Origin of the sequence: Promicromonospora sp. NPDC023805 (assembly GCF_040639635.1) — a bacterium.
In the GTDB taxonomy this organism is placed as follows: domain Bacteria; phylum Actinomycetota; class Actinomycetes; order Actinomycetales; family Cellulomonadaceae; genus Promicromonospora.
In genome coordinates this window covers 1-23,570 of the sequence record NZ_JBFAAH010000039.1, presented here as the reverse complement: position 1 = coordinate 23,570, position 23,570 = coordinate 1, and the positions used below count along the sequence as shown (strand labels likewise).

General features: G+C 72.5%; 24 protein-coding genes. 12 read left to right on the top strand and 12 right to left on the bottom strand.

Annotated features, from left to right (window positions below):
• Positions 1–122: 122 nt before the first annotated feature.
• The 10 genes from AB0F70_RS25665 (at position 123) to AB0F70_RS25620 (ending at position 10,379) form a co-directional block, all read left to right on the top strand.
• The gene (locus AB0F70_RS25665) at positions 123–548 is read left to right on the top strand and encodes a hypothetical protein (RefSeq protein WP_357455500.1); all 426 of its coding nucleotides are present in this window, start codon (positions 123–125) and stop codon (positions 546–548) included.
• A complete protein-coding gene (locus AB0F70_RS25660; protein ID WP_357455497.1) occupies positions 545–1,552 on the top strand; it encodes a hypothetical protein in 1,008 nt (335 codons plus the stop codon). The genes AB0F70_RS25665 and AB0F70_RS25660 overlap by 4 nt, the downstream gene beginning before the upstream one ends.
• A complete protein-coding gene (locus AB0F70_RS25655) occupies positions 1,549–3,000 on the top strand; it encodes an NAD(P)/FAD-dependent oxidoreductase (RefSeq protein ID WP_357455493.1) in 1,452 nt (483 codons plus the stop codon). Before AB0F70_RS25660 ends, AB0F70_RS25655 begins: the two co-directional genes overlap by 4 nt.
• A 126-nt stretch (positions 3,001–3,126) precedes the next feature.
• The gene (locus tag AB0F70_RS25650) at positions 3,127–4,329 is read left to right on the top strand and encodes an inositol-3-phosphate synthase (protein WP_357455489.1); all 1,203 of its coding nucleotides are present in this window, start codon (positions 3,127–3,129) and stop codon (positions 4,327–4,329) included.
• On the top strand, positions 4,326–5,351 hold the full coding sequence (locus AB0F70_RS25645) for an SCO3242 family prenyltransferase (RefSeq protein ID WP_357455486.1): 1,026 nt from the start codon (positions 4,326–4,328) through the stop codon (positions 5,349–5,351). The genes AB0F70_RS25650 and AB0F70_RS25645 overlap by 4 nt, the downstream gene beginning before the upstream one ends.
• Positions 5,348–6,250 carry a sugar phosphate isomerase/epimerase family protein gene (locus AB0F70_RS25640; RefSeq protein ID WP_357455483.1) on the top strand — a complete coding sequence of 301 codons (903 nt, stop codon included), beginning with the start codon at positions 5,348–5,350 and terminating at the stop codon, positions 6,248–6,250. The genes AB0F70_RS25645 and AB0F70_RS25640 overlap by 4 nt, the downstream gene beginning before the upstream one ends.
• Positions 6,247–6,885, top strand: coding sequence for an EboA domain-containing protein (locus AB0F70_RS25635; RefSeq protein WP_357455480.1), 639 nt, complete (start codon positions 6,247–6,249; stop codon positions 6,883–6,885). Before AB0F70_RS25640 ends, AB0F70_RS25635 begins: the two co-directional genes overlap by 4 nt.
• Complete coding sequence (locus AB0F70_RS25630; protein WP_357455478.1) at positions 6,882–7,766, top strand: TatD family hydrolase; 885 nt, start codon at positions 6,882–6,884, stop codon at positions 7,764–7,766. The genes AB0F70_RS25635 and AB0F70_RS25630 overlap by 4 nt, the downstream gene beginning before the upstream one ends.
• A gap of 10 nt (positions 7,767–7,776) precedes the next feature.
• Positions 7,777–8,982, top strand: coding sequence for a metabolite traffic protein EboE (eboE, locus tag AB0F70_RS25625; RefSeq protein WP_357455475.1), 1,206 nt, complete (start codon positions 7,777–7,779; stop codon positions 8,980–8,982).
• Positions 8,979–10,379, top strand: coding sequence for a nucleotide pyrophosphatase/phosphodiesterase family protein (locus tag AB0F70_RS25620; RefSeq protein WP_357455471.1), 1,401 nt, complete (start codon positions 8,979–8,981; stop codon positions 10,377–10,379). The genes eboE and AB0F70_RS25620 overlap by 4 nt, the downstream gene beginning before the upstream one ends.
• A gap of 13 nt (positions 10,380–10,392) precedes the next feature.
• Here AB0F70_RS25620 and AB0F70_RS25615 read toward each other — a convergent pair whose 3' ends face one another.
• From AB0F70_RS25615 to AB0F70_RS25600, 4 genes are read right to left on the bottom strand one after another with little or no spacing between them, the layout of a single operon-like run.
• Positions 10,393–10,710, bottom strand: coding sequence for a hypothetical protein (locus tag AB0F70_RS25615; RefSeq protein WP_357455468.1), 318 nt, complete (start codon positions 10,708–10,710; stop codon positions 10,393–10,395).
• A 32-nt stretch (positions 10,711–10,742) separates the two neighbouring features.
• Positions 10,743–11,846: a C2 family cysteine protease gene (locus AB0F70_RS25610; protein ID WP_357455465.1), complete on the bottom strand. Its 1,104-nt coding sequence runs from the start codon at positions 11,844–11,846 to the stop codon at positions 10,743–10,745.
• A gap of 37 nt (positions 11,847–11,883) precedes the next feature.
• Complete coding sequence (locus tag AB0F70_RS25605) at positions 11,884–12,399, bottom strand: hypothetical protein (RefSeq protein WP_357455462.1); 516 nt, start codon at positions 12,397–12,399, stop codon at positions 11,884–11,886.
• On the bottom strand, positions 12,399–13,517 hold the full coding sequence (locus AB0F70_RS25600) for a WXG100 family type VII secretion target (RefSeq protein ID WP_357455459.1): 1,119 nt from the start codon (positions 13,515–13,517) through the stop codon (positions 12,399–12,401). The genes AB0F70_RS25605 and AB0F70_RS25600 overlap by 1 nt, the downstream gene beginning before the upstream one ends.
• Before the next feature lie 160 nt (positions 13,518–13,677).
• Between AB0F70_RS25600 and AB0F70_RS25595 the strand changes: the two genes are divergently transcribed.
• A complete protein-coding gene (locus AB0F70_RS25595; RefSeq protein WP_357455456.1) occupies positions 13,678–14,262 on the top strand; it encodes a DUF6069 family protein in 585 nt (194 codons plus the stop codon).
• Between the two features lie 81 nt (positions 14,263–14,343).
• Here the strand turns inward: AB0F70_RS25595 and AB0F70_RS25590 are convergent, their stop codons facing one another.
• From AB0F70_RS25590 to AB0F70_RS25580, 3 genes are all read right to left on the bottom strand, one after another.
• Positions 14,344–16,110, bottom strand: coding sequence for a cellulase family glycosylhydrolase (locus AB0F70_RS25590; protein ID WP_357455453.1), 1,767 nt, complete (start codon positions 16,108–16,110; stop codon positions 14,344–14,346).
• Positions 16,111–16,202: 92 nt separating this feature from the next.
• Complete coding sequence (locus tag AB0F70_RS25585) at positions 16,203–16,862, bottom strand: response regulator transcription factor (RefSeq protein ID WP_357455450.1); 660 nt, start codon at positions 16,860–16,862, stop codon at positions 16,203–16,205.
• Positions 16,859–18,256 (bottom strand): histidine kinase, encoded by a 1,398-nt coding sequence (locus AB0F70_RS25580; RefSeq protein ID WP_357455447.1) that lies wholly within the window; start codon positions 18,254–18,256, stop codon positions 16,859–16,861. Before AB0F70_RS25580 ends, AB0F70_RS25585 begins: the two co-directional genes overlap by 4 nt.
• A gap of 109 nt (positions 18,257–18,365) precedes the next feature.
• Here AB0F70_RS25580 and AB0F70_RS25575 point away from each other — a divergent pair, with 109 nt between their 5' ends.
• Positions 18,366–19,196: a GAP family protein gene (locus AB0F70_RS25575; RefSeq protein WP_357455444.1), complete on the top strand. Its 831-nt coding sequence runs from the start codon at positions 18,366–18,368 to the stop codon at positions 19,194–19,196.
• A gap of 25 nt (positions 19,197–19,221) precedes the next feature.
• Here the strand turns inward: AB0F70_RS25575 and AB0F70_RS25570 are convergent, their stop codons facing one another.
• From AB0F70_RS25570 to AB0F70_RS25550, 5 genes are all read right to left on the bottom strand, one after another.
• The gene (locus tag AB0F70_RS25570) at positions 19,222–20,352 is read right to left on the bottom strand and encodes a branched-chain amino acid aminotransferase (RefSeq protein WP_357455441.1); all 1,131 of its coding nucleotides are present in this window, start codon (positions 20,350–20,352) and stop codon (positions 19,222–19,224) included.
• Between the two features lie 157 nt (positions 20,353–20,509).
• Positions 20,510–21,568: a 3-isopropylmalate dehydrogenase gene (locus AB0F70_RS25565; RefSeq protein WP_357455437.1), complete on the bottom strand. Its 1,059-nt coding sequence runs from the start codon at positions 21,566–21,568 to the stop codon at positions 20,510–20,512.
• A gap of 104 nt (positions 21,569–21,672) precedes the next feature.
• The gene (locus tag AB0F70_RS25560; protein WP_357455434.1) at positions 21,673–22,218 is read right to left on the bottom strand and encodes a pyridoxamine 5'-phosphate oxidase family protein; all 546 of its coding nucleotides are present in this window, start codon (positions 22,216–22,218) and stop codon (positions 21,673–21,675) included.
• A 45-nt stretch (positions 22,219–22,263) separates the two neighbouring features.
• A complete protein-coding gene (locus AB0F70_RS25555) occupies positions 22,264–22,662 on the bottom strand; it encodes a VOC family protein (RefSeq protein ID WP_357455431.1) in 399 nt (132 codons plus the stop codon).
• A gap of 88 nt (positions 22,663–22,750) precedes the next feature.
• The gene (locus tag AB0F70_RS25550; protein WP_357455428.1) at positions 22,751–23,356 is read right to left on the bottom strand and encodes an ASCH domain-containing protein; all 606 of its coding nucleotides are present in this window, start codon (positions 23,354–23,356) and stop codon (positions 22,751–22,753) included.
• Between the last annotated feature and the right edge of the window lie 214 nt (positions 23,357–23,570).

The window sequence follows — 23,570 nt, the reverse complement described above, 5'->3', positions numbered from 1 at the left end:
CGTCACAAGGCTTGCAATGCAAGACTTGCAAGACAAGTCTTGCTACGCAAGATCATGGACCGGTCCATGCCGACGGCCCGCACCCGCAGCACCCCGAACCGTCCAGGATTTGAGGAGGACCGATGAGGCTCGCCCGCCGCGTCACCTATGGCACGCTCAGCATGTTGCTCGCCACAGCCGTGGCACAGGTCGACTTCTGGCCGCTGTCCGCCTACAAGCTGTTCAGCGGCGTGCGCACCGACACGGTCACCACCACTCGGCTGGTCGCCACCCTCGACGACGGGCGGGAGGCCACGGTCGGCAGGGGTCCGGATCCCGTGCTCAGCCCCACCCAGGGCTTTCTCCCGCGGCTCCCGGACGCCGACCCCGGCGCGCGACGGGTCATGCTCACCACCTGGCTGGAGGAGGCAGGCCTGGACCCGGCGGCGGTCCGCGAGCTGCGTACCGAGCATGTGCGCCGGGTGGTCGACCCAGCCACGCTCACCTGGTCCGAGACCGTCGAGGACGTCTCCTGGACCGGTCGCGTCGGTGCGGGAGGCGAGCTGTGAGCACGCTGCTCCGGAAGGTGGTCGCGGTGCTCCGGCGGCTCGACGCCGCGCTGGTCGCGCCCGGGCCTGGCGGGCGCCTCCTCACCCTGCAGACGCTGCTGGCCCTCCTGTTCGGCCTGCGGCTCGCGACGCGGGACTGGACGCTGATCGCGCACCGCCCGCCCGAGCTCACCCAGCACCTCTGGCTCCTCGGCTGGCTGCCGGGCCCGATCCCGGCGCCCGTGCTGACCGCTCTGCAGATCGCGGGGCTCGCCGGCGTCGCGCTGGTCCTGACGCGCCGGGCACCGCGCGCGGGGTTCGCGCTCGCCTGGGGTGCGCTGTTGGTGCTGGCGGGACTCTGGGGCGCGTCCGGGAAGTTCACGCACAACGACCTCCTGGGCCTCACCGTCGCCTTCCCGCTCCTGTTCGCCCGGATGCCGGACAGCCTCGCGGACCGGTTCGGGGACCCGCACGAATCCGCTGCCGATGGCCGCGACCCGGCGTGGGGCTGGCCACCCCGTGCCGCGCTCGGCGTGCTGGGCACCGTCTACTTCCTGACCGGCGCGCAGAAGCTGGCGAACGGTGGCGCCGACTGGGTGCTCGGCGACTCGATGACGTGGATCCTGCGTCAGGGGACGTCGCCCTTCGGGCCGTGGCTGACCCACCTCGTCGCCGACGCACCGGTGCTGCCGAATCTCCTGGCCGGCGGCGCCCTGGCCCTCGAGCTGTCGGCGCCGCTGTGGCTCGCCTGGCGGCCGGCCCGGCTTCCGTTCGCTGCCGCGGTGACCCTCATGCACGCCAGCATCTGGGCGTTCCTCGGCCTCGACTACTCCGCATGGGCACTGACGGCCTGGGCCGTGGCCCTGGCCACGGGCGTCCTCCCACGCTGGTCCGCGACCCGCGGCAGGCCCGGGGCCGGCCGGCGGACCTCCGTGGAGCGGCGCCCGACGGTCCGCGGCGGGTTCGCCGGCACGGGGATCACCACGGGGATCGCCGGAGCCGGCCGGGCCGGGGAGGCGACGTGACGGACGCCGTCGTCGTCGGGGCGGGGCCGAACGGGCTGGCCGCCGCCCTCGTGCTCGCCCGTGCCGGACTGACCGTGACGGTGCTGGAGGAGCAGGACACGCCGGGTGGCGGGGCGCGCACGCTCGACCTGGGGCTCGCGCCCGGCATCGTCCACGACATCTGTTCGGCGGTGCACCCGATGGCCTGGGCCTCGCCCTTCCTGGGTGAGCTGGACATCGAGCTCCTGACGCCGGAGGTGTCGTACGCGCAGCCGCTGCCCGGTGGTCGAGCCGGGATCGCGTACCGCTCCCTCGACCGGACCGTCGAGGGCCTGGGCGCGGACGGACGGGCGTGGGAGCGGATGGTCGGCCGGCTGTCCGAGGATGCCGCCCGGCTCGCCGGGCTCGCCCTCGGCGACCTGCCCCGGCTGCCCGGCGCCGTGCTGCGGGGCACGTCCGGCGCGAAGGACCTGGCTCTGCTCGCCGGGCTGGGCGCCCGCGTCGCGGCGGCCGGGACCATGCTCCGGCCCGGGGGCGAGCGAGCCCTGGGGTTCCGGGGCGACGTCGCACCCGCGCTGCTCGCCGGGGTCGGTACGCACGCCATCACGCCGCTGCCCTCGGTGCCCGCGGCGGCCGTCGCACTGCTGCTCGCGGCGCTGGCGCACGGCACCGGCGGCTGGCCGGTCCCGCGAGGCGGGTCGCGGGCGATCGTCGACGCGCTCGTCACCGCGCTGGACGCGGCCGGGGCGAAGATCGTCACGGGCCACCGGGTGGCCACCCGAGCGGACCTGCCGCCCGCGCGGGCCTATCTCTTCGACACCGCGCCCGAGGTGCCGGCAGCCGTGTTCGGCGACCTGATGCCCGCGGCCGTCCGGCGTCGGCTCGCAGCGCCCGCCCGGCGCGGAGCGGCGGCCAAGGTGGACTTCGCGCTCTCGGGTCCGGTCCCGTGGGAGGTGCCCGACGTCGGGAGGGCCGGGACCGTGCACGTGTCCGGCAGCCTCGCGGACATCGCCCGGGCGGAGGCCGCTGTGGCAGCCGGCCGGCATGCCGAGCGGCCGGTCTGCCTGGTCTCGGACCCCTCGGTGGCAGACCCGGGACGGGCGTCCGGCGGGGTGCGGCCGCTGTGGGCCTATGCGCATGTGCCACTGGGCTCCGACCGGGACGTGACGCAGGACGTCGTCCGGCAGATCGAGCGGTTCGCGCCAGGGTTCCGCGATGTCGTCGTCGACTCCCGGTGCGTGCCGGCGGCCCGGATGATGCACCACAACGCCGCGCTCGTCGGCGGCGACATCCTCGGCGGGGCCCTCACGCTCCCCCGGCTGGCGCTGGGGCCCGCGCGGCTGCGCGACCCGTACGCGACGGGGGTGGACGGCGTATGGCTCTGCTCGGCCTCGACCCCGCCCGGCCCCGGCGTGCACGGCCTGTCCGGGGTGCATGCGGCGCGGCGCGCACTGGAACGGCTCGCCTGACGGAGCGGAAAAGTTCCGGTGGATGTCGGGCATCTCGCTTCTTACGCGGATCTTTGAACTTTTGTTTGCTAACCGCCATAAGTCCGGGATAGGTTGCTCGGGACGACGACGTCGATCCGGGGAGCGATGATGCACGACGCCTCTGCACGCCACGCTGCAGCAGAACGCACAGGGATCTGGTTCGTCGGAGCCAGGGGCTCCGTGGCCAGTACCGCAACAGCCGGCCTCGCGGCCATCGCCGACGGGCAGTCCCCGCCGACGGGCTGCGTCACGGCTCGCGAACCGTTCGCCTCCGCGGGGCTGCCCGGGTTCGCCGACCTCGTGGTGGGCGGGCACGACATCTCCTCCGTCACCATGACGAAGCGGGCGGAGAGCCTCGTCGAGACGGGGATGATCCCGCCCCGGCTGCTCGCCGCGACCCACGACGCGCTCGAACGGGCAGACGCCGAGGTGCGTCCCGGGTACGACCCGCGCGGGGGCAAGGAGAACACCTCCCAGCAGGTGGTCGCCGAACGCCTCGCCGCCGACATCACCTCCTTCCGCGAGCGGCACGACCTGGCCCGGGTGGTGATGGTGGACCTCTCCTCGACGGAGCCACCGGTGGTCCACGTGCCCGAGCACGACGACACCGACGCCCTGCTGACCGCCCTCGCCGACCCGACCCGCGCGGTGCTCCCGGCGTCCTCCGTCTCGGCGTACGCGGCGATCCTTGCCGGGGCCGCATACGCCGCCTTCACGCCGTCGGCCGGCATGGGTGTACCCGCCCTGGCCCGGCTCGCGCGCGAGCGCGGCATCCCCGTCGCGGGGCAGGACGGCAAGACCGGCCAGACCTGGCTGCGCACCGTCCTGGCCCCGGCGTTCGCCGCGCGCAACCTGAAGGTGCTGTCGTGGTCCGGCACCAACCTGCTGGGCGGCGGCGACGGCGCCACGCTCGCCGACCCGGACGCCGTCCGCAGCAAGCTCGCCACCAAGGCCCGTGGCCTGACAGCGCTGACGGGCAGCGAGACGACGCCCCTGCACATCGACAACGTGCCCGACCTCGGGGACATCAAGGTCGCCTGGGACCACGTGCACGTCGAGGGTTTCCTCGGCTCGCGGCTCACGCTCCAGACCACCTGGAGCGCCCACGACTCGATGCTCGCCGCTCCGCTCGTGCTGGACCTGGCCCGCCTGCTCGCACTCGCGCACGCCGCCGGGATCAGCGGGACCATCGAGGAGCTGGGGTTCTTCTTCAAGGACCCGTGGGACTCCGACGTGCACGACGCCGCCGAGCAGGCCCGCGCCCTCGAGGGATGGGTCCGGCGCACGTCGGCGCAGGTCCAACGATGAACCAGGTGCCGGAACCCCGCTTCACCCCCCGTTTCGACCCCCCGCTCCGGGACTCGTCGGACGAGCCGGCCCGCTCTCCGGCCCACCGGCCGACCCACCGGCCGACGCTCCGGGATGTCGGCGAGCTGGTACGGGCGCCCGCCGCGCTGAGCGTGGTCGGCGACTCGCTGGCCGGGCTTGCCGCCGCCCGCGCCGGGTCGCCTACGGCGCTCCGGGGGCGCCACGCCCTGCTGCCCGTCGCGTCGGCCTGCCTCTACCTGGGCGGCATGGCCCTGAACGACTACGCCGACCGGCACCTGGACGCCGTAGAACGCCCCGAACGGCCCATCCCCTCCGGCCGGGTGACCCCTCGCGGTGCGCTCACGGTAGGCACGGCGCTCACCGCGGCCGGCGTGGCGGCGGCGGGCATCGCCGGCGGACGCCGGGCCCTTGCGGTCGCCGTCCCGCTCGTCGCCTGCGTCTGGACCTACGACCTGGTCGCCAAGGACCACCCCACGGGACCGTTCGTCATGGCCGCGTGCCGCGGGCTGGACGTGCTGCTCGGCGCGACGCCCGGGCGCATGCGGTCCGCGCTCCCGGCCGCCGCGGGCCTCGCCGCCCACACGCTCGGCCTCACGGTGCTCTCGCGCGGCGAGGTGCACGGCACGACCACGCGGGTCGCGGGCGGCGTCGCCGTCGGAACCCTCGCGGGGGCCGCCGCTGCCGCGGCCACCGCGCCGGCCGCCGGCTTCGCCGCTCCCGGCCGCCGCACCGCCGTCCGCTGGACCACCGTCGCGGCCGCCGGCGCCTACGCGGCGGCCTGCCTGCCCGCGCAGGTCCGCGCGGCGGTCACGCCCACCGCAGGCAACGCCCGGACCGCCACCCGGTCCGGGATCCAGGCGATGGTGCCGCTCCAGGCCGCTTGGGCGGCCCGCTCGGGAGGCCTCGGTACGACGGCGCTCCTGGCCGGGGTCGCCGCCGTCGGGTACGGGCTGCGGCTCCTGGGCCGAGCGCGCGGCAAGGCAGGGGTGAGCATCACATGAAACCCCCGTTCCTGCTGGGCTACGGCACGAACGGTTTTGGCGACCACCCGCTGCACCGCGCGCTCGACGTGCTCGACGACGTCGGGTACGACGCCGTGGCGCTCACCCTCGGCTTTCCGCACCTCGACCCGTTCGCGCCGCTCGCCGGTGACGACGTCACCGCGCTCCGCGCCCACCTCGCGCGGATGCGCGGCGGCACGGGTGCGGCGGTGGTCGTGGAGACCGGCACCCGGTACCTGCTCGACCCGCTGCACAAGCACCGGCCCACGCTCGTCGACCGGGACGCCACGCTGCGCATGCGCTACCTCGAACGGGCCATCGAGGTCGCAGCGGACCTCGATGCCCGCTGCGTCTCCTTCTTCTCCGGGATCCTGCCGGACGACGCCGCGCCGGCCGACGGCTGGGCGAGGCTCCGGGACCGCATCCCGGCGCTGGTGGAGTACGCCGGGGAACGCGGGGTACGGCTCGCGGTCGAGCCCGAACCGGGCATGCTCGTGGAGACGGTGGACGACGCCCTGCGGCTCCTGGACGACGTCGGTATGCCGCCCGAGCTGGGGATCACCGTCGACGTCGGGCACTGCCTCGTCGTGGAGCCCGACGGCGTGGAGGGCGCGCTCCGCGCCGCCGCGCCGTACCTGAGCAACGTGCAGCTCGACGACATGCCGCGCACGCACCACGAGCACAGGCCGTTCGGCGAGGGCGCCATCGACCTGCCGATGGTGCTCGCCACCCTGGCCGACGTCGGCTACACGGGGGTCGCCGCCGTCGAGCTGCCCCGCCACTCGCACGACGCCCCCCGGCTCGCCCTCGACAGCCGCGCGGCCCTGATGCGGGCGTGGGGTGCGGTCATCGGCACGCCGACCGGGAACACGCCTGCCGGAGAAAGGACCGGGTCATGAACGCTGCTGACGCCACCCCCGCGACAGCCTGGCTCGATGCGGCGCGTGCGGACATCGCCCATGACCCCGAAGGTGTCACCCGCGCGTTCGCGCTGGCGGCCCGCCGCGTCGGGCGTGGACCACGACGGCCGGACACCGACCCGACCGGTGTCGTGCACGGCACGGTCGACGACGCCGCTCGGGCCGCCCTCGTCGTAGCGCTGGCCGACGCCGTGGGCACCGGACCGGATTGTGCTGCACGTCTGGTCGTCCTCTACCAGCAGGGGGACGGGGCAGAGCGACGCGGTGTCCTGCGGGGCCTGGACGCTCTGGAAGAACGCGGGAACCTCGATGGTGCCGAGGCCGCCGCTCTCGTAGCGGCAGGCCTCGACCTCGCCGCGGACGCCCTGCGGACCAACGACCCGAGCCTCGTCGCGGCCGCCGTCGGCCCGTTCGGTGCCCGGTACCTGGACCAGCACACGTGGCGGCACGCGGTCCTCAAGCTCGTCTTCCAGGGCGTGAGCCTTGCGGCCGCCAGCGGTCTCGAGACCCGGGCCGACGCCGAGCTGGACCGCATGGCCCGCGACTTCGCGGCCGAACGCCGGGCGGCCGGCCGCCCCGTACCCACCGATCTCGACCGGCTCACGAAGGAGTGACGTTGCGCATCCTCGACCCCCACATCCACATGACGAGCCGCACCACCGACGACTACGAGGCCATGTACGCCGCTGGCGTGCGCGCCGTCGTCGAGCCCGCGTTCTGGCTGGGCCAGCCGCGCACCAGCGTTGGCTCGTTCACCGACTACTTCGACTCCCTGCTCGGCTGGGAGCGGTTCCGGGCGGCACAGTTCGGCATCCGGCACCACGCGACCATCGCGCTCAACCCCAAGGAGGCGAACGACCCGCGTCTGCGCGAGGTGCTCGCCGAGGTCCCCCGCTACCTGCTCAAGGACGGCGTAGTGGCCGTGGGCGAGGTGGGCTATGACTCGATGACGCCCGAGGAGGACGAGGTGTTCGCCGCGCAGCTCCAGATGGCCCGCGACGCCGAGCTCCCCGTGCTGGTGCACACCCCGCACCGCGACAAGCTCGCCGGCACGCGCCGCACGCTCGACGTCGTGCACGAGTCCGGCCTGCCGCCCGAGCACGTGCTCGTGGACCACCTCAACGAGACCAACGTAGCGCTCGTGCGCGACGCCGGGGCGTGGGCCGGGTTCTCCATCTACCCCGACACCAAGATGGACGAGGACCGCATGGTCGCCCTGCTCCAGGAGTACGGGACGGAGCGCATGATCGTGAACTCCGCAGCGGACTGGGGCCGCTCCGACCCGCTCAAGACCGTGAAGACCGGCCGGGCGATGCTCGCCGCCGGGTTCAGCGACGACGACGTCGACCAGGTGCTGTGGCGCAACCCCGTCGCGTTCTACGGGCAGTCCGGCAACCTCGTGCTCGACCCGGTGCCCGGGTTCACCGAGGGGGCGCCGCCCACCCCCGGCGTCGAGTTCGAGGGCTCGTCCGTGCTCCGCGGCGCGCGGGCCTGAGGGGATCACGATGCTGCTCTCCTACTGCACCAACGTGCACCCGTCCGAGGACCTCGACGGGGTCATCGACCAGCTCGCCCGCTACTCGGGCCCGGTCCGTGAGGCCGCGGGCCTCGACACGCTCGGTGTCGGCCTGTGGCTGCCCGCCGAGCTGGCGCACCGCCTCGACGCGTCTGCCGAGGACCGGGAACGGCTGCGCGCGGCGCTCGCCGAGCACCGGCTCCAGGTCCACACCCTGAACGCCTTCCCGTACGGCGGCTTCCACCGCGAGGTCGTCAAGCTCGCCGTCTACTCCCCCACCTGGGCCGAGCGCGCCCGCCTCGACTACGTCCTCGCCTGCGCGCGCGTGCTGGCCGACCTGCTGCCCGACGGCGCCTCCGGGTCCATCTCCACCCTGCCCCTGGCGTGGCGCGCGCCCTGGACCCGGGCCGACGACGACGAGGCGACCAAGGCGTTCGCCACGCTCTCGGCCGAGCTGCGCGAGCTGGAACGGCGTACGGGCAAGACCGTGCGGATCGCTGTCGAACCGGAGCCGGGCTGCGTGCTCGACACGGTGGAGGACGTCGTCTCGTGGCTCGCCGCCCGGACGGGTTCCGAGTGGCCCGAGGACCGGCGGATCGACCCCGAGTACGTCGGCGTCTGCCTGGACACGTGCCACCTGGCGGTGTCGTTCGCCGACCCGGCGGGCGCCGTCCGCCGGATCACGGACGCGGGCCTGCGCGTGGTCAAGGTGCAGGCGTCCGCGGCCCTGGAGGTCGCGGACCTGTCGGCGCCGGGCGCGCGGGACGCCATCGGGCAGTTCGTCGAGAAGCGCTACCTGCACCAGGTGCGCGAGCTGACGGCGGCCGGCGACGTGCTGGCCTCGGACGACCTGCCCGTGGCGCTCGGGGACACCGAGCGGCGACCTGGCCTGCCGGGCGAGGGGCCGTGGCGCGTGCACTTCCACGTGCCGCTGCACCACGAGCCCGCGCCGCCGCTCACCGCGACGACCCAGGTGCTGCGCGACGCCGTCGCCGCCGTCCGGGCCGCACCGCACGGCGCCGAGGCGCACCTCGACGTCGAGACGTACACGTGGTCGGTCCTGCCGCCCGACGTGCTGCCCGACGGCACCGACGAGCTCGTCACCGGGATCGCCGCCGAGCTGCGCTGGGCCCAGGAGAACCTGCTGATCCGCGCCGACGTCACCGCAACCTCCACGGAAGGAACCTACGCATGAGGCCGGTCCTGCTGCTCGACGTCGTCGGGCTCACCGCCCGCGCGCTCGCCCAGATGCCGCGCCTGCGCCGGCTCGCGGCGGCGGGCTGGCAGTCCGAGCTCGCCACCGTGCTGCCCGCGGTGACGTGCAGCGTGCAGTCGACGATGCTCACCGGGCTGATGCCCGCCGAGCACGGGATAGTCGGCAACGGCTGGTACTTCCGCGAGCTCGGCGACGTGTACCTCTGGCGGCAGCACAACAAGCTGGTCGCGGGCGAGAAGATCTGGGAGGCGGGCCGCGGACACGATCCGATGTACACCGCCGACAACGTCTGCTGGTGGTACGCGATGGGCATGACGACCGACGTCACGATCACGCCCCGCCCGGTCTACCACGCCGACGGGCGCAAGTCGCCGGACGCGTACGTCCGGCCGGTGGCGCTGCACGACGACCTGGTCGGCCGGTTCGGCGAATTCCCGCTGTTCACCTACTGGGGCCCGACGGCGTCCATCGCCTCGTCACGCTGGATAGTCGACGTGACCAGGCACCTGCTGCGGACCCGCACGTCCCAGCTCACCACCGCGTACGTGCCGCACCTCGACTACGACCTGCAGCGCTTCGGGCCGGAGTCGCCAGAGGCGGACCGCGCGGCGGCCGAGCTCGACGTCGTGCTGACCCCGCTCCTGGACGACGCCGCGGCCGCGGGTGTGACCGTCGTCGTCGTGTCGGAGTACGGCATCGGGCCCGCGAACCAGCCGGTGGACATCAACCGGATCCTGCGGCGCGAGGGCTTCCTGGAGGTCTACACGCAGGACGGCCGCGAGCAGCTCGACCCGTGGACGTCGCGAGCGTTTGCCGTCTCCGACCACCAGGTGGCGCACGTGTACGTCGACGATGCGTCGGACGTGGCCCGGGTGGCGGACCTGCTGCGGGGCCTGCCCGGCGTCGACGAGGTGCTCGACCGCGAGGCGCAGGCGAAGTACGGGCTGGACCACGAGCGGGCGGGCGAGCTGGTGGTGGTGGCCGAGCCGGGTGCGTGGTTCACGTACTACTACTGGCTCGACGACGACCGCGCGCCCGAGTTCGCGCGCGGCGTCGACATCCACCGCAAGCCCGGCTACGACCCCGCCGAGCTGTTCTTCAACCCCGCCGATCCCCTGGCGAAGGCGAAGGCGGGCCTGAACCTGGTGCGCAAGAAGCTCGGCCTGCGGTACGCCATGAGCACCACGCCGCTCGACGCGTCCTACGTGCGCGGCACGCACGGGCGCCTGCCGGACTCGTCGGCGGACACACCGCTCGTGCTGTGCTCGGACGCGGACGTCCCGGCGTCGGTGGCCCGCTGGGTCGACGACGACGCCGGCCAGGTCCCGGCGTCCGCCGTCAAGGGACTGGTGCTGGACCTCCAGGACCTCCGCTAAGGCTGGTGCGAGCTCAGGGCTGGTGCGGGAGGTGGCGGACCAGGACCGCGCTCTTCTCCTTCGGGTCACGGCCGCCCTCGACGCCGACGAGCTCGAGCTCGCCCTCGTCGAACAGGTCCACCCGTTGGCCGACCTCGACGTCCGACTGGGCGCGGCGGCCGTCGTCGGCGCGCACGAGCAGGCGCGCCGTCGGCACGCCCTCGCGCGGGCCGGCGACCATCACGGCGACCCGAGCCGTCCCGATCCGCAACTGAGCACTCTGCTTCACGCGGACCAGGAATTCCGTGGGCACGGACTCCGTGGGCACGGCGGGGCGTCCTTCGTCAGGCACGGCAGGTCCTTCCGCCAGGGCTTCGAGGTCGGTCACTTGGTCGACTCACCGTAGGTCACCGAGTCGAAGTTCTCGTAGAACTCGTCCGCCGACATCGTGATCGTGCCGGGCTTCGTGGTGCCGTCCGACCCGGTGCCGCCATCGGGTCCCCACGGATTGACCAGGGTGATGGTCTTCCCGTCCTCCGACACGCCCTGCACGGTGTACACGTGGTTGTTCACGACCTCCTTGTCGGGTGGCGGGTCGCCGAACCAGCCGCCGCCGTCCGGACTGGCGGCCACGACGGGCTCGCCGTTCTTCACCCGCTCGCCGATGGACTGCAGGCTGGGCGGGTCCTCCCACGGCAGGGCGGGGTCGAGCGAGTCGCTCGAGGTGTCCTTACCGGTGATCATCTCCATCGCCTTCGAGGCGCTGTCGTACTCGATGTCCCCGTACTCGCCGCCCATGTACACCACGGCAGCCTTCTCGTAGACGGTGATCCACGACGGGGCGCCGCTCGGGTCACCCGCGGCGTTCTGGTACGCGGTGTCCTCGACGGTGATCTCCACAGGCTCGCCGTCCCGGTAGAACGTCACCGTGTAGGTGCCGTCCTGGGCGTTGTACTTGATGTGCTCCTGGATCCACTCCGGGTCGCTCTCGGCGACCGCACCCGCGGACGCGAGGAACCAGCAGTCGGCGAGCGATCCCTGCTCGATCTTGCTCGCGTCGATCGCCGCGGTGTCGAGCGGCACCGCGCCGATGTCCTCGACCTTGCCCAGGCCGCTCGGCGCGCCCTCCGGTTCTTTCCGCTTGTTCCCCTGCCCCTCCGACGAGCTCCCGTCGGTCCCCTCAGGGATCCCCGACGGGCCCCCGCCGCCGCCCCCGTCGTAGGACGCGCTGGTCTGCTCCTGCGCGTCCGCGTTGGCGACCGCCTTCGCCCCAGCGGCCGCGATCGCCTGCGCCACGGCCAGGAGCGCCACCGCATGGCGCACCTGCCACTCGTTGAGGAACTCCTCGTGGTCCTGTCCGGACCACTGGACCGACGTCACGGCATCGGTGAGCTGGCCGACCGCAAGCTCGAGGGTCTCGCCGTGCCGCTCCATCGCGGTGCCCAGCGCCCGCAGCGCCTCGACGTCTGCGCCGTGCATCTCGCTCATATCAACGCCTCCACGTGCAGAGAATAGGGCTTGCGGACTAGCTCGATGACCCGTACGCCGCCAGGACCACGAACGGCTCGTCCTGCGCCACGTAGACGTCGGTGGCGAACCCGCCACCTGCTACCGCGCTGTCCAGGGCGTCGGAGGAGAGCAGCGTGCCCGCGGGTAGCTTGTCCTGGATACCGCTGACCACGTCGGGCGGCGTGCTGGCCGCCTCGGGCGCGTAGGTGGAACGCAGCTCGTCGGCGACGGCGGGGTCGACCTCGATCACCGCGTCGATCCAGTAGGTGGTGGGCCCCGGGGCATCGCCCAGCGTGCCGCCCATCCACTCGGCGCCCACCGGTGTACCGAGGGCCGAGAACCGCTTGGTCAACGGCTCCAGGTCCGTCCGCAGCTCGCCGTCCCCGAACTTCTCGCCGATCGCCGACTCCTCAGACATGCCGTCTCCTCGTCCGCCTGTACCGTCCGTACCGTTCGACCCGCCGCACGCGGTGGTCAGCAGCAGCACTGCCGCGAGCCCCGCGACGAGCGCCCAGCTGCGATGCCTGCTCATCAGCGACCACCTTCCGGTTCCGCGACCTTGACGCTGCCCGGGTCGCCGACCGTCCACGTGACCACTCGCGTCACCTGACCGTTGCTCTCGAACGGCTTCGCCCACCCCAGCTCCGTGAACCGCCCGTTGGCGTCGTCCGGGGCGCCGCTCGCGATGTCCTTGTCGCCGGAGTTGAAGTTGTAGTAGTCCTCGGCGTGCACCGTCACGGTCATGCTCGCCTGGTCTCCGATGACCTTGACGTCGCCGCTGCTCCACTGCTGGTACGCGCCGATGGTCTTCTGCCAGTTCTCCGTCTTCGGGTAGAGGTTGTCCGCCGAGGTCGCGTGGGCGTCCCCGGTCACGGAGAACTCCCCGCTCGCCCCGGACGCGATGAGCTGGTCGACGCCCTGCTGCGTCCGGGCGATCTCGTTGTCCACGAGCTGCCGCACGTGGTCGTCGTCGCTGTACGCCTCCTCGTAGTCGAACTCCTTGGGCAGCCCGGTGTTGTCCCGGTAGTGGCTGTAGAAGTCGGCCGCGTCCTGCAGGCCCGGATGCAGGTGGGCCGCCTTCTCCTTCAGCCCCCAGGTGTTCCAGTCGACGTAGTCGCTGAACCCCGGGTCGGCAGAGCCGTACTCGAAGTCCTCGTCCCACTTGATGTCGGGCTTGGTGGGCGGACCGATCACCACGCCGGGCCCACCTGCCTCTCCGGGTGCGTGCCCTGGCGCGAACGGCCCCATCGGCGGGGCCGGCTCAGGGGCAGGGGCCTCACCCTCGCCGCTGTCCCGCCCGGGAAGGGCCAGATGGGCCGCGACCGGCACCATCGACGGCGCCGGCCCGGCCGTGGAACCCACGGCGCCGGCGCTCCCGCCGAGGTCGGCGCTCGTCTGCTCCTGGGCGTCGGCGTTCGCCCGGAGCTTTCCCGCCATGTCGGACAGGGCCACCACCGCCGCCACGGCGGCCGGGCGATGGAGCCCGTGCCACAGGCCGTTGAACTCCTCGGAAGCCGGCCCGAACCACGGCACGCCGTCGACCTCGCGGGTCACCGCCTCGAGCGCGCCCGTCAGCCGGTCGACCTCACCGTCCAAGGACGTGGCCATCGACCGCAGCTGCTCGACGTCGGCACCGACGAACCCGCTCACAGCCCACCTCCAGCATCCGGGGAACGACTGCACAGACCATAGCGATCACGCCACGCGGGCACCATGGGCACCACTACCCACGTTCTTCCTGTTGCGCCCGTGCGTGCGGCTCGGTTCCATGGTGGAGTGGGACATAGGGCTCACAACCGGGAGGTACACCATGAGTGACCCGAACCGCCCCTACGGGCAGGACTACGGGGAGCAGCCGCCGCCGGTCCAACCGCCGCCGGCTCAGGCACCAGGTATGCCCACCCAGGCGGTGGGGCAGACGCCCGACGAAGCGCACGTGCAGCCGGTCACGTCCGGCACCCAGGACCCCAGGCTCGGTCTGGAGGTCGGCCGGTTCTGGTCCGGTGCGCTGGCGACGATGGTCGTGGCGGCTCTCATCGGGCTGGCCGCCGACTTCATCCTCGAGGAGGTGCTCAACCTCGAGGTCCAGGCGCAGGCCGACCTGTTCGCCACCGGGTCCGACATGATGGCCTGGGTGGTGGCAGGCGCGCTGTTCGCGCTGGTGGCGGCGATAGTGCTCTACCTGCTCGTCATGAGCACGCCCCGCCCGCGGTCGTTCTTCGGCTGGGTGGTGGGCCTCGCCACGGTGATCCTCGCCATGGTGCCCTTCGCGGGCCAGTTCGAGATAGTCCCGGCGATCCTCGCCGCGATCGTCTGGATAGTCATCGGCTGCGCGGTCTGGTCCCTGCTCACGGGAACGCTGAGCCGCACGGTGGTCCGCCGCACGACCGCCTGATCCTCGTTGAGTGCGTGATCTTTGCCCCGTCAGCCGGTCTGACGGGGCAAAGATCACGCACTCAACGACGCCGGTGGGCGGTCAGGGGGTGCCTGTTACCTGGGTTCCGGTCTTCGTCAGGGTGTAGGTCACCGTGTCGCCGCTCCAGAAGTGGAAGGTCAGGTTGACCGTCCCGTCGTTGACCTCGGCGAAGAAGGCCGGGTTGAGCTTGATGGTTCCGGCCGGGTAGTCCGGCGCGAACGCCACGTCGAACTCCTTGTACGACGTCCAGTTCTGCGGGCCGGCGTTGGATCCGTCGGCGTACTTCGCCTCCATCGTCGCGAGCTGGTCGCCCGTGAACGACGTCGGGATCGCGAACGAGCTCGTCGTGCCCGACGCGCCCTGCAGCACCGGCGTCTCCTGGTTGAGGATCCGCACCGTCCACGGCACGCCGCCCGAGTACCGGACCACCAGCTCGTCCGCCGGACCTGGCGTGCGGTCGCCCGCGAGCTGTTCCAGCAGCGCCGCGGAGAGCGTGAGCTGGTCGCCCGTGAGCGTGTAGTCGGTCCCGGCGGCCAGCTCCACGCCGTCGTGCAGGAGGGCGTCGAAGGTGGTCCCGTTCGGGTTGAGCGTCAGGCTCTGGGCAGCGATGGTGCCCGAGGCGGGCACGAACACCAGGTCGGACGACGCCGTCCCGGACCGCTCCGTCCAGCTCGACGAGATCTGGTCGAACAGCGCCTGGTCCCGCCACGTGTACGCGGTGCGGTCGAAGTGCTGGCCGTTGTCCCAGAGCATGGTCGTGAAGCCGCGCTGCTTGGCCGCATGGCCGAAGTACTCGAAGAACTTCAGCTTCTCGCCCTGTTCCACGGTCCCGGTGTGCCGGTCGAACCCGAGCAGCCCGTACTCCCCGATGACCACGGGCACGCCGCGGGCGGTGAACGCGGCGTGCACCAGGTCGAGCTGGTCGGTCAGGCTCTGCTGCACCTCGGCGTTGAACCGGGTGTACCCGGCGATGTTCACGCTGAACGGCCAGAACCCGTAGTTGTGCACGGTCGCGATGAGGTTCGGGTCGTCCAGTGCGGCGATCTCCGCGGCCAGCGCGTCGAGCAGGGCAGGATCGGATCCCGTGTGCAGCGTCGGCAGCACGAGCGGCCGGACGGCGTTCCGGCCGCCGGAGCCGCGCACGATCTCGTGGAACACACTGTTGAGCTCGGCCAGCAGCTCGAGCTCTGCGGCCTCGCCCGAGCTGTTCGCGAACTGCGGCTCGTTGACGCTCTCGAACTGCAGGCGGGTGTTGGCGTCGCGGAACCGGTCGGCGATCTGGGTCCAGGTGTCGCTGTAGCGGTCGAGCACGGCGTCGTGGTTCGTGGGCATCGTGTTCACCCACTGCCACGAGTCGTGATGGATGTTGATCATCACGTGGAAGCCGTCGTCGAGCGCCCAGTCCACTACCTCCTCGACGCGGTCGAGATACGCCGGGTCGATGGTGTGGTCCGGGGCGCCGCCCTGGTGCTGACCCCAGGTGACGGGGATGCGGATGCTCTTGAAGCCCTGGGCACGGATCTGGTCCAGGAACTCCTCGGTGACGCGCGGGTTGCCCCACGACGTCTCGTCGCTGCCGGTCGCGTCGAAGGTGTTGCCAAGGTTCCAGCCCGGCTGCATGTCGGCGGCGATATCCGTGATGGTGGGCCTGCACCTGGGCTTGGGCTTGCACCGGGGCTTGTGCTTGTCCGTTGCTTGCGTCTGGCCGGCTACGCTGCCGGGCTCGGGGGCGGTGGTCGTCGCGGCTCCAGCCGCCGGGGCGACCGAAGCGAAGGTCAGTGCGAGGCCGGCAACTATGCCGGCCAGGGTGCGTGCAGTTCTCTGCATGACGAGGCCTTTCTCGTGCACCTGTGGGAACGCTCCCATGCTGAGGGCGCCCAAGAGTGAAGTCAATAGCCGGACGCAAGCGCTTCGATGATCTATGCGAGACCCGCGTCGCGGGCCGCGATCGCGGCCTGGACCCGGGACGTGACGCCGAGCTTGGCGAGCACTCGCGACACATGGGTCTTCGCGGTGGCCTCGCTGATCACCAGCTCGGCGGCCAGCTCAGCGTTCGACAGACCGCACCCGAGACCGGCCAGCACGTCGCGTTCCCGTGGCGTCAGGTCCGCGGGCAGGGCCCGCAAGGGACCGCCCCGGCCGCCCGCGCCGTTCCCGTCCTGCGGTTCCGAAAGCTTCGCGATGAGCCGACGGGTCACCTCTGGCGCCACCACGCCGTCGCCCGCCGCGACGTGCCGTACCGCGTCGACCAGCGCCGTCGCCTCCGCGGTCTTCAGGAGGAAGCCCGCTGCCCCGGCCCGCAGCGCGCCGAACACGTACTCGTCCAGGTCGAACGTCGTGAGCACCAGGACCTCGGCCAGGCCCTCCTCGACGATCTGGCGGGTAGCGGTCACGCCGTCGGTCCCCGGCATCCGGACGTCCATGAGGACGACGTCGGGCCGCAGCGCCCGCGCGTTCGCCACCGCGACCGCGCCGTCACCGGCCTCGCCGATCACCTCGATGTCGCCCGCGGTCGCGAGCAGCATGCGCAGGCCCGCGCGGATGGCCGCATGGTCGTCGGCGAGCAGGACGCGGATCATGCGTGAAGCCCCGGGATCGCGCGGTCCGACGGCGCAGGCTCGGCCGCCGCTCTGTCCGCCGCTCTGTCCGCCGCTCTGTCCGCCGCCATGGCCGCCACCATGGCCGGCAGCGGCAGGACCGCCCGGACCCGCCAGCCGGCGCCGTCGGACCCGCTGTCGGACCGGTCCTCCGGCCGGTCCTCCGCCGGTCCTGCGGCGAACGAGCCGCCGAGCGACTCGACACGTTCACGCATCGACACCAGACCCAGGCCGGTCCCCCCGCCGACATCGGCCGGGTCACGGGTAGCGCCGCCGGGACGGACGCCGTCGTCGTACACCTCGAGCTCCAGCGTGTCAGCCGCGACGACCCGCACCTCGACACAGGCACCGCCGTGCTTGAGCACGTTCGTCAGCGACTCCCGCACGACGCGGAACACCGCGTGGTCCACCGCCGCCGGCAGGACCGTGTCGCCGCTCAGCACGCCGTCGGGATCGGTCACCGTGAGCTCCAGTCCCGCGAGCCGCACCTGCTCCAGCACTGGTGGCAGCTGCGCGACGCGCGGCGCGGCCAGCAGGTCGGAGCCGCCCGACGCCCCGGCGGAGCCCGCGGAGAGCACCCGGATCATGGCCTGCATGTCCTGCAGCGAGGCGAGGCTCTCGGCACGGATGCTGCGCAGCGCCGCACGGTCCCGTTCGGGCTCCGGCTCGCCCGCGAGCGCCGCACCGGACGTGATGGTGATGGCGGAGAGGTGCGAGGCGACGACGTCGTGCAGGTCGCGCGCGACCGAGGTGCGCTCGGCGCGGACGGCGTCGTGCCTCGCGGCCTCGGAGAGGCTGAGGAGTGCGCTGCCGCGCTCCCGCTCGAGCCGCGCCAGCTCGTGCGCGGCCGCGGTGAGCTCCCGGCCCTGCCGGACGTTCGCACCCCACCACATCGGCATGACCAGGAGGGTGACCGCCTGGAGCCCGGCGAGGATCGCGAACCTCGCCTCACCGGTGGCCTCACCGACCACGATCATCGAGGCGAGCGATACCGCGCCGACGCCGATCGCCGTGACCCGGCGCGCCGCCGGGCGGCCATGGATGTGCACCGCGTACAGCGCCTCCCACAGCACCACGAGCAGGCCGACGCTGCCGCCGAGCGCCACGTCCGCGGCGAACGCGACCGTGACGACACCGAGCGCCCCGAGCGGGTGGAACCGGCGCCACACCAGCGCGATGCAGCCGACGACGGCGGGGGCGACGAACCACCACGACGACACGCCGGCCAGGCCGCTCCACGACGTTCGGACCAGGCCGAGCGCGTCGAGCGCGAGCGCGATGGCCAGGAGGCCGACCGCCGTGATGACGTCCCCGCGCCGGTCCTCGGCCAGCACCACTCTGGTCAGAGGCGCGATCAGGTCGGCAGTGCGGGACATGCCACCATCTCAGCACGCGGAGGAGCGGCGTGTGTCATCCGAAGGATGTATCGCCTTCTCGGCGCTTCGGCCGATGCGCCCGCACGGGGCCTGCGCCAGGCTGTGGCGCATGGACTTCTTCTCCGCCGAGCTCACGGGTGCCGCGCTGATCGGTGCCCTCGCGGTGCTCGCGCTCATCGACTCGACGAGCTTCGGGACCCTGCTCATCCCCGTCTGGCTCCTCATGTCGCCCGGGCGGGTGCGCGTGGGACGGATGCTTCTCTACCTCGGGTCGATAGCCGGGTTCTACGCACTGGTCGGGCTGGCGATCCTGCTCGGTGCCGGCGCCCTGAGCGACACGCTGAGCACTCTGTCCGACACCCGCCCGTTCCTCATCGCGCAGCTCGTGCTGGGTGTAGCGCTCTTCGCGTGGAGCTTCAAGCTCGACCCCGTCGGCGGCAAGAAGCCGACGGAGCCTGCCGCGGGGGCGGCGGTGCCGGGCGCCACGGCAGACGGCGCTGCGCCGGCCGGTGCGGCGAACGGCCAGGTGGCCGCACCGCCCGCCACCGAGCCGGGCCGGGCCGGGCGGCTGAGCCGCTGGCGTGAACGGGTGCTCAGCAGCGAGTCCGGCAGCGGACGGGCGCTCGCGGCCCTCGCGATCGGGGCCGGGCTCGTCGAGGTCGCGACGATGCTCCCCTACCTCGCGGCGCTCGGCCTGATCGGGACGCAGGGGCCGGGCTGGCCGGTGTCGGGCCTGTGGATCCTCGGGTACTGCCTGGTCATGATCGCGCCGGCCCTCGTGCTGACGGCGGCGCGGGTGTTCGCGTCGCGGCTCGTGGAACGGCCGCTCGGACGGCTGGACGGCTGGCTGACCAAGAACGCGGCAAGCACCACCGCGTGGGTGGTGGGGATCGTGGGGTTCCTGGTGGCGCGCGACGCGATCGGCCGCCTCTGGGGCTGACCTCCAGAGGCGGCCGGCGGCCGGATCAGGCCAGGCGGCGCATCCAGCCGTGCCGGTCCTCGGCGCGGCCGTACTGGATATCGGTGAGCTCCTGGCGGATCGCCATCGTCAGCTCGCCAGGCTCACCGCCGTTGATCTCGTGGTCGAACGAGCTCCCCGCGAGGCGCCCCACCGGCGTCACGACGGCGGCGGTGCCGCACGCGAAGAACTCCTTGACCTTCCCGGACCCGAGCCCTGCCACGACCTCCGCGAGCGGGATGCGCCGTTCCACCACCTGGTACCCGCGGTCGCCCGCGAGCTGCAGGACCGAGGCCCTGGTGATCCCCTCGAGGATCGAGCCGAGCTCGGGCGTGTGGACCGTCCCGTCGTCCATCACGAGGAAGACGTTCATGCCGCCGAGCTCTTCGAGGTACTTGCTGCTCCCGGCGTCGAGGAAGCACACCTGGTCGAAGCCCTGCTGCTGTGCCTCGCGCTGCGGCAGCAGGCTCGCCGCGTAGTTGCCGCCGAACTTCGCGTCGCCCGTGCCTCCGGGCGGCCCCGCCCGGTGGTACTGCTCGGACACGTAGATCGACACTGGCTTGACGCCACCGGCGAAGTACGGGCCGACCGGCGACGCGATCACCAGGTACTCGGCCTCGAGCGAGGGCCGCACACCGAGGAACGACTCCGACGCGAACATGAAGGGCCGCAGGTACAGCGACGAGTCCTCGCCGTCGGGCACCCACTCGATGTCCGTGCGGACCAGGGCCGCCAGGGACCCGATGAAGTCGTCCACGCTGAGCGCGGGCAGCGCCAGCCGGTGCGCCGAGCGGGCGAACCGTGCCGCGTTCTGGTCCGGACGGAACGTCCAGACCGAGCCGTCGGCGTGCTTGTAGGCCTTGAGGCCCTCGAAGATCTCCTGCGCGTAGTGCAGCACTGCCGTCGCCGGGTCGAGCTGCAGCGGACCGTACTTCTCGATCCGCCGGTCCTTCCAGCCGTCGGCGCTGGTCCAGGAGACCCGCGCCATGTGGTCCGTGAACACTGTCCCGAACTTCGGCGCGCTGAGCGCCGCGGCGCGCTCGGCGTCCGGCGTCGGCACGTCCGTCGGCCGCACGTCGAAGAGCGCCACCAGGTCTTCGAGCCGCGTCGGGAGGATGGGATCCGTCGTTGTTGTCATGTCGATGCCTTTCACCGGAATGCTGTTGTCAGTCTTCCACGCCCGGCAAGGCAGGAGGAGCATTCCGAGCCGGGCGCCTGCCCGGACGGCCTTCGACGTACGAAAGCGGCGCCCGGTTCGGTCTACGCGACCCGGGCGCCGCCGTCGTGCAGCGTGCTTACCCGGTCACGCGGGCCGCGATGTCGCGGCCTACCTGGTCGGTCGTGCGTACGGCGTCGCCGCGGGCCGCGAGGTCCGCCGCTACGGCGTCGTGTACCCGCGCGGACTCCGCGGCGAAGCCGAGGTGGTCCAGCAGGAGGGACACCGAGAGGATCGTGGCCGTGGGGTCGGCCTTGCCCTGACCCGCGATGTCGGGGGCCGAACCGTGCACCGGCTCGAACATGGACGGAGCGGTGCGGTCGGGGTTGATGTTGGCCGAGGCCGCGAGCCCGATGCCGCCGCTGATCGCGGCCGCCTGGTCGGTGAGGATGTCACCGAAGAGGTTGTCCGTGACGATCACGTCGAACCGGCTCGGGTTCGTCGTCAGGTAGATGGTCGCGGCGTCGACGTGCGCGTAGTCGGTGGTGACGTCGGGGAACTCGGCGTTCACGGCCTCGACCGTGCGGCGCCACAGGTGGCCGGCGTGCACCAGCACGTTGTGCTTGTGCACCAGCGTGAGGTGCTTGCGCGGGCGGGCGTTCGCCCGGGCGAACGCGTCCCGGACCACGCGCTCGACGCCGAACGCCGTGTTGACGCTGACCTCCGTGGCGATCTCGTGCGGGGTGCCCACGCGCAGCGCGCCGCCGTTGCCGACGTACGGGCCCTCGGTACCCTCGCGGACCACCACGAAGTCGATCTCGCCCGGGTCGGCCAACGGGCTGGTGACGCCCTGGTACAGCTTGGTCGGGCGCAGGTTCACGTAGTGGTCGAGCGCGAAGCGCAGCTTGAGCAGCAGCCCGCGCTCCAGCACGCCGCTCGGGACCGACGGGTCGCCGATGGCGCCCAGCAGGATCGCGTCGTGGCTCTTGATCTTCTCGAGGTCCTCGTCGGTGAGGGTCTCGCCGGTCGTGTGCCAGCGGCGCGCACCGAGGTCGAACTCGGTGGTGGAGAGCTTGGTGCCCGACGGCGCGAGCGCCGCCTCGAGCACTGCGAGGCCCTGTTCCACGACCTCCGTACCGATGCCGTCACCTGCGACCACTGCGAGGTCGATGCCCTCTGCCCTACCCACCTGTGCCATGTCAGGAGCCTACGCGCGCGAGCGGGTGAATGAGACGCTGGTCTCACGGAATGGACGCACGAATGTCCCGATCGGACGGCCGTCGAGCGGGTCCGGCATGCGCATCACTCGAACGTCCAGGACGTCGCACCGCCCGGGTCCCGCACGAACAGGGCGTTGGCCCTCGTGGGGGTCACGCGGTACACGTGCCACGGAGCCGGTCCCGCCGACGGGGCGCTGTACGGAGCGGTGAGCGCGGTCCCGGACTCGTCCACCTCCGCGGGCCAGCCGCCCGCGGCCGCCACCTCGGCGATGTGTGCGACGGTGACGCGGTCGGTCACCAGCTCGGCCACACCCTCGACGACGACGTCGTAGTCGTCCGCCGCCACGGCGATGGTGCACCGCGGCTCGCGCTCCATGTTCCGCCCCTTGCGGACGCCACGGCCGGACACGACATAGAACCGGCCGTCGTCCCAGAACGCCCCGACACCGGTGGTGTGCGGGCTGCCGTCGGCGTTGACGGTCGTGAGCCAGTGCGAGTGGCGGTCCGGACCCCGGCCGCCCGGCGCCTGGTCCCCGATGTCTGCGAGCGCCGCGGCGACGGGCTCCCACTGGAGCGGTGACAGCTCGTAGAGGTCACCGAGATTCTTGGCCTTGATAGGTGTGCTCATGCACTACCGACGACGACCGGGACCCAAACTCATCGACCGCCGGCGCTACTGGTCCCTCGCCGAGAGCACGCAGAACTCGTTGCCGTCCGGGTCCGTCAGGACGGTCCAGCTGGCGTCGGCCGGCTGCCCGATGTCGATCACCGTCGCGCCCAGCTCGACCAGCCGGGCGATCTCCGCGTCCCGGTCGTCGCTCGTGTGCGGAGCGAAGTCCCAGTGCAGCCGGTTCTTGCCCACCTTCTCGTGCCCCACCGGTACGAACACCATCCCCGGCGGCACCTGGTGGAAGTCCAGCTTCTCCGAGAGCTCGAGCGCCCACGGCGGTACCAGCACGGACTCCTCGTCCGTCTCGAAGATGACCGGCCAGCCCAGGGCCTCGCCCCACCAGCGGGCCAGCTTCTTGTGGTCGGTCGACTCGACGACGGTCGAGTACCAGCGCAGCGTCATTGCCATCACCTCGCGTGAGAACGGCAGCCCGTCGGTCCGGGCCGATGCTCACACGGTAGGACGGGTCACTGACACTCCCGGTGCGAGATCAGGGCCGGGGGTAGAGCAGCTGGAACCGCTCGCACACGACCGGCATGTCCAGCGAGAACTCCCGGCCCTCCGGGAGGTTCCGGCGGAAGTAGGCCTCATGCCCCTTGCGCCACGACTCGAGGGTCCGGTCGTCCTCGCCCTCCGCCGCCGCGAAGTCCTCGTCGACCTCCTCGAACGTGATGGTCTCGACGCTCGTCGTGCGGATCAGCGCGCGCGGGTGGCTCTCGCCGTCAAGCAGGATCGACAGCTCGCCGACGACCGGCAGCGGCGCGCCCTCGGCGTCGTAGTCCCACAGGGCCGACGACGTCGCCGTCTTGTCCCCCGCGAGCACCGCGGCGAGCAGCTCCTCGGCGAGCTCCGGCTCGTCGCCGAACGACCAGGCCTGCGGCGGCACGGTCTCGCCGACGGTCTGGCCCACGACGATGCTCGCCTTCGCCAGGCCCGCGTACTGGCGCGTGGCGGCCCAGAAGTCGAGGACCTCTCCGGCGAGCACGGAGTCCTCCGCGGACACCGCCTCGGGGTCGAAGGTCGCGGGGTCGAACGCCTCGGGGCCGGCTGTCTCGGAGGTGCGCTCGGTGTTCTCAGGCGTCGCGTCATCGGTCACGGGGACATCCTGCCAGTACCCGAAGGTCCCGGGTAGCCGGTCGACCGATAGTCGGGCGGACCCGGTCCGGCGTCGACGAGGCTCGGGGTGACACAACGGATCCGGGGTGTGTTTGGGTGGGGGGGGGGGGGGTGGACCCAGGCCGACACAACCCCGACCGGCACACGCCACACCCCCCCCCCCCCCGCCGCCGCCCCGCGCGCGCCGGCGCCCG

Coding starts and splice junctions, on each gene's coding strand:
- AB0F70_RS25565 (WP_357455437.1), bottom strand. CDS start 21,568: ATGGCACAGGTGGGTAGGGCAGAGGGCATCGACCTCGCAGTGGTCGCA.
- AB0F70_RS25580 (WP_357455447.1), bottom strand. CDS start 18,256: ATGTCCCGCACTGCCGACCTGATCGCGCCTCTGACCAGAGTGGTGCTG.
- AB0F70_RS25645 (WP_357455486.1), top strand. CDS start 4,326: ATGAACCAGGTGCCGGAACCCCGCTTCACCCCCCGTTTCGACCCCCCG.
- AB0F70_RS25575 (WP_357455444.1), top strand. CDS start 18,366: ATGGACTTCTTCTCCGCCGAGCTCACGGGTGCCGCGCTGATCGGTGCC.
- AB0F70_RS25590 (WP_357455453.1), bottom strand. CDS start 16,110: ATGCAGAGAACTGCACGCACCCTGGCCGGCATAGTTGCCGGCCTCGCA.
- AB0F70_RS25640 (WP_357455483.1), top strand. CDS start 5,348: ATGAAACCCCCGTTCCTGCTGGGCTACGGCACGAACGGTTTTGGCGAC.
- AB0F70_RS25605 (WP_357455462.1), bottom strand. CDS start 12,399: ATGAGCAGGCATCGCAGCTGGGCGCTCGTCGCGGGGCTCGCGGCAGTG.
- AB0F70_RS25555 (WP_357455431.1), bottom strand. CDS start 22,662: ATGACGCTGCGCTGGTACTCGACCGTCGTCGAGTCGACCGACCACAAG.
- AB0F70_RS25610 (WP_357455465.1), bottom strand. CDS start 11,846: ATGAGCGAGATGCACGGCGCAGACGTCGAGGCGCTGCGGGCGCTGGGC.
- AB0F70_RS25585 (WP_357455450.1), bottom strand. CDS start 16,862: ATGATCCGCGTCCTGCTCGCCGACGACCATGCGGCCATCCGCGCGGGC.
- AB0F70_RS25620 (WP_357455471.1), top strand. CDS start 8,979: ATGAGGCCGGTCCTGCTGCTCGACGTCGTCGGGCTCACCGCCCGCGCG.
- AB0F70_RS25595 (WP_357455456.1), top strand. CDS start 13,678: ATGAGTGACCCGAACCGCCCCTACGGGCAGGACTACGGGGAGCAGCCG.
- eboE (WP_357455475.1), top strand. CDS start 7,777: ATGCTGCTCTCCTACTGCACCAACGTGCACCCGTCCGAGGACCTCGAC.
- AB0F70_RS25560 (WP_357455434.1), bottom strand. CDS start 22,218: ATGAGCACACCTATCAAGGCCAAGAATCTCGGTGACCTCTACGAGCTG.
- AB0F70_RS25650 (WP_357455489.1), top strand. CDS start 3,127: ATGATGCACGACGCCTCTGCACGCCACGCTGCAGCAGAACGCACAGGG.
- AB0F70_RS25665 (WP_357455500.1), top strand. CDS start 123: ATGAGGCTCGCCCGCCGCGTCACCTATGGCACGCTCAGCATGTTGCTC.
- AB0F70_RS25570 (WP_357455441.1), bottom strand. CDS start 20,352: ATGACAACAACGACGGATCCCATCCTCCCGACGCGGCTCGAAGACCTG.
- AB0F70_RS25635 (WP_357455480.1), top strand. CDS start 6,247: ATGAACGCTGCTGACGCCACCCCCGCGACAGCCTGGCTCGATGCGGCG.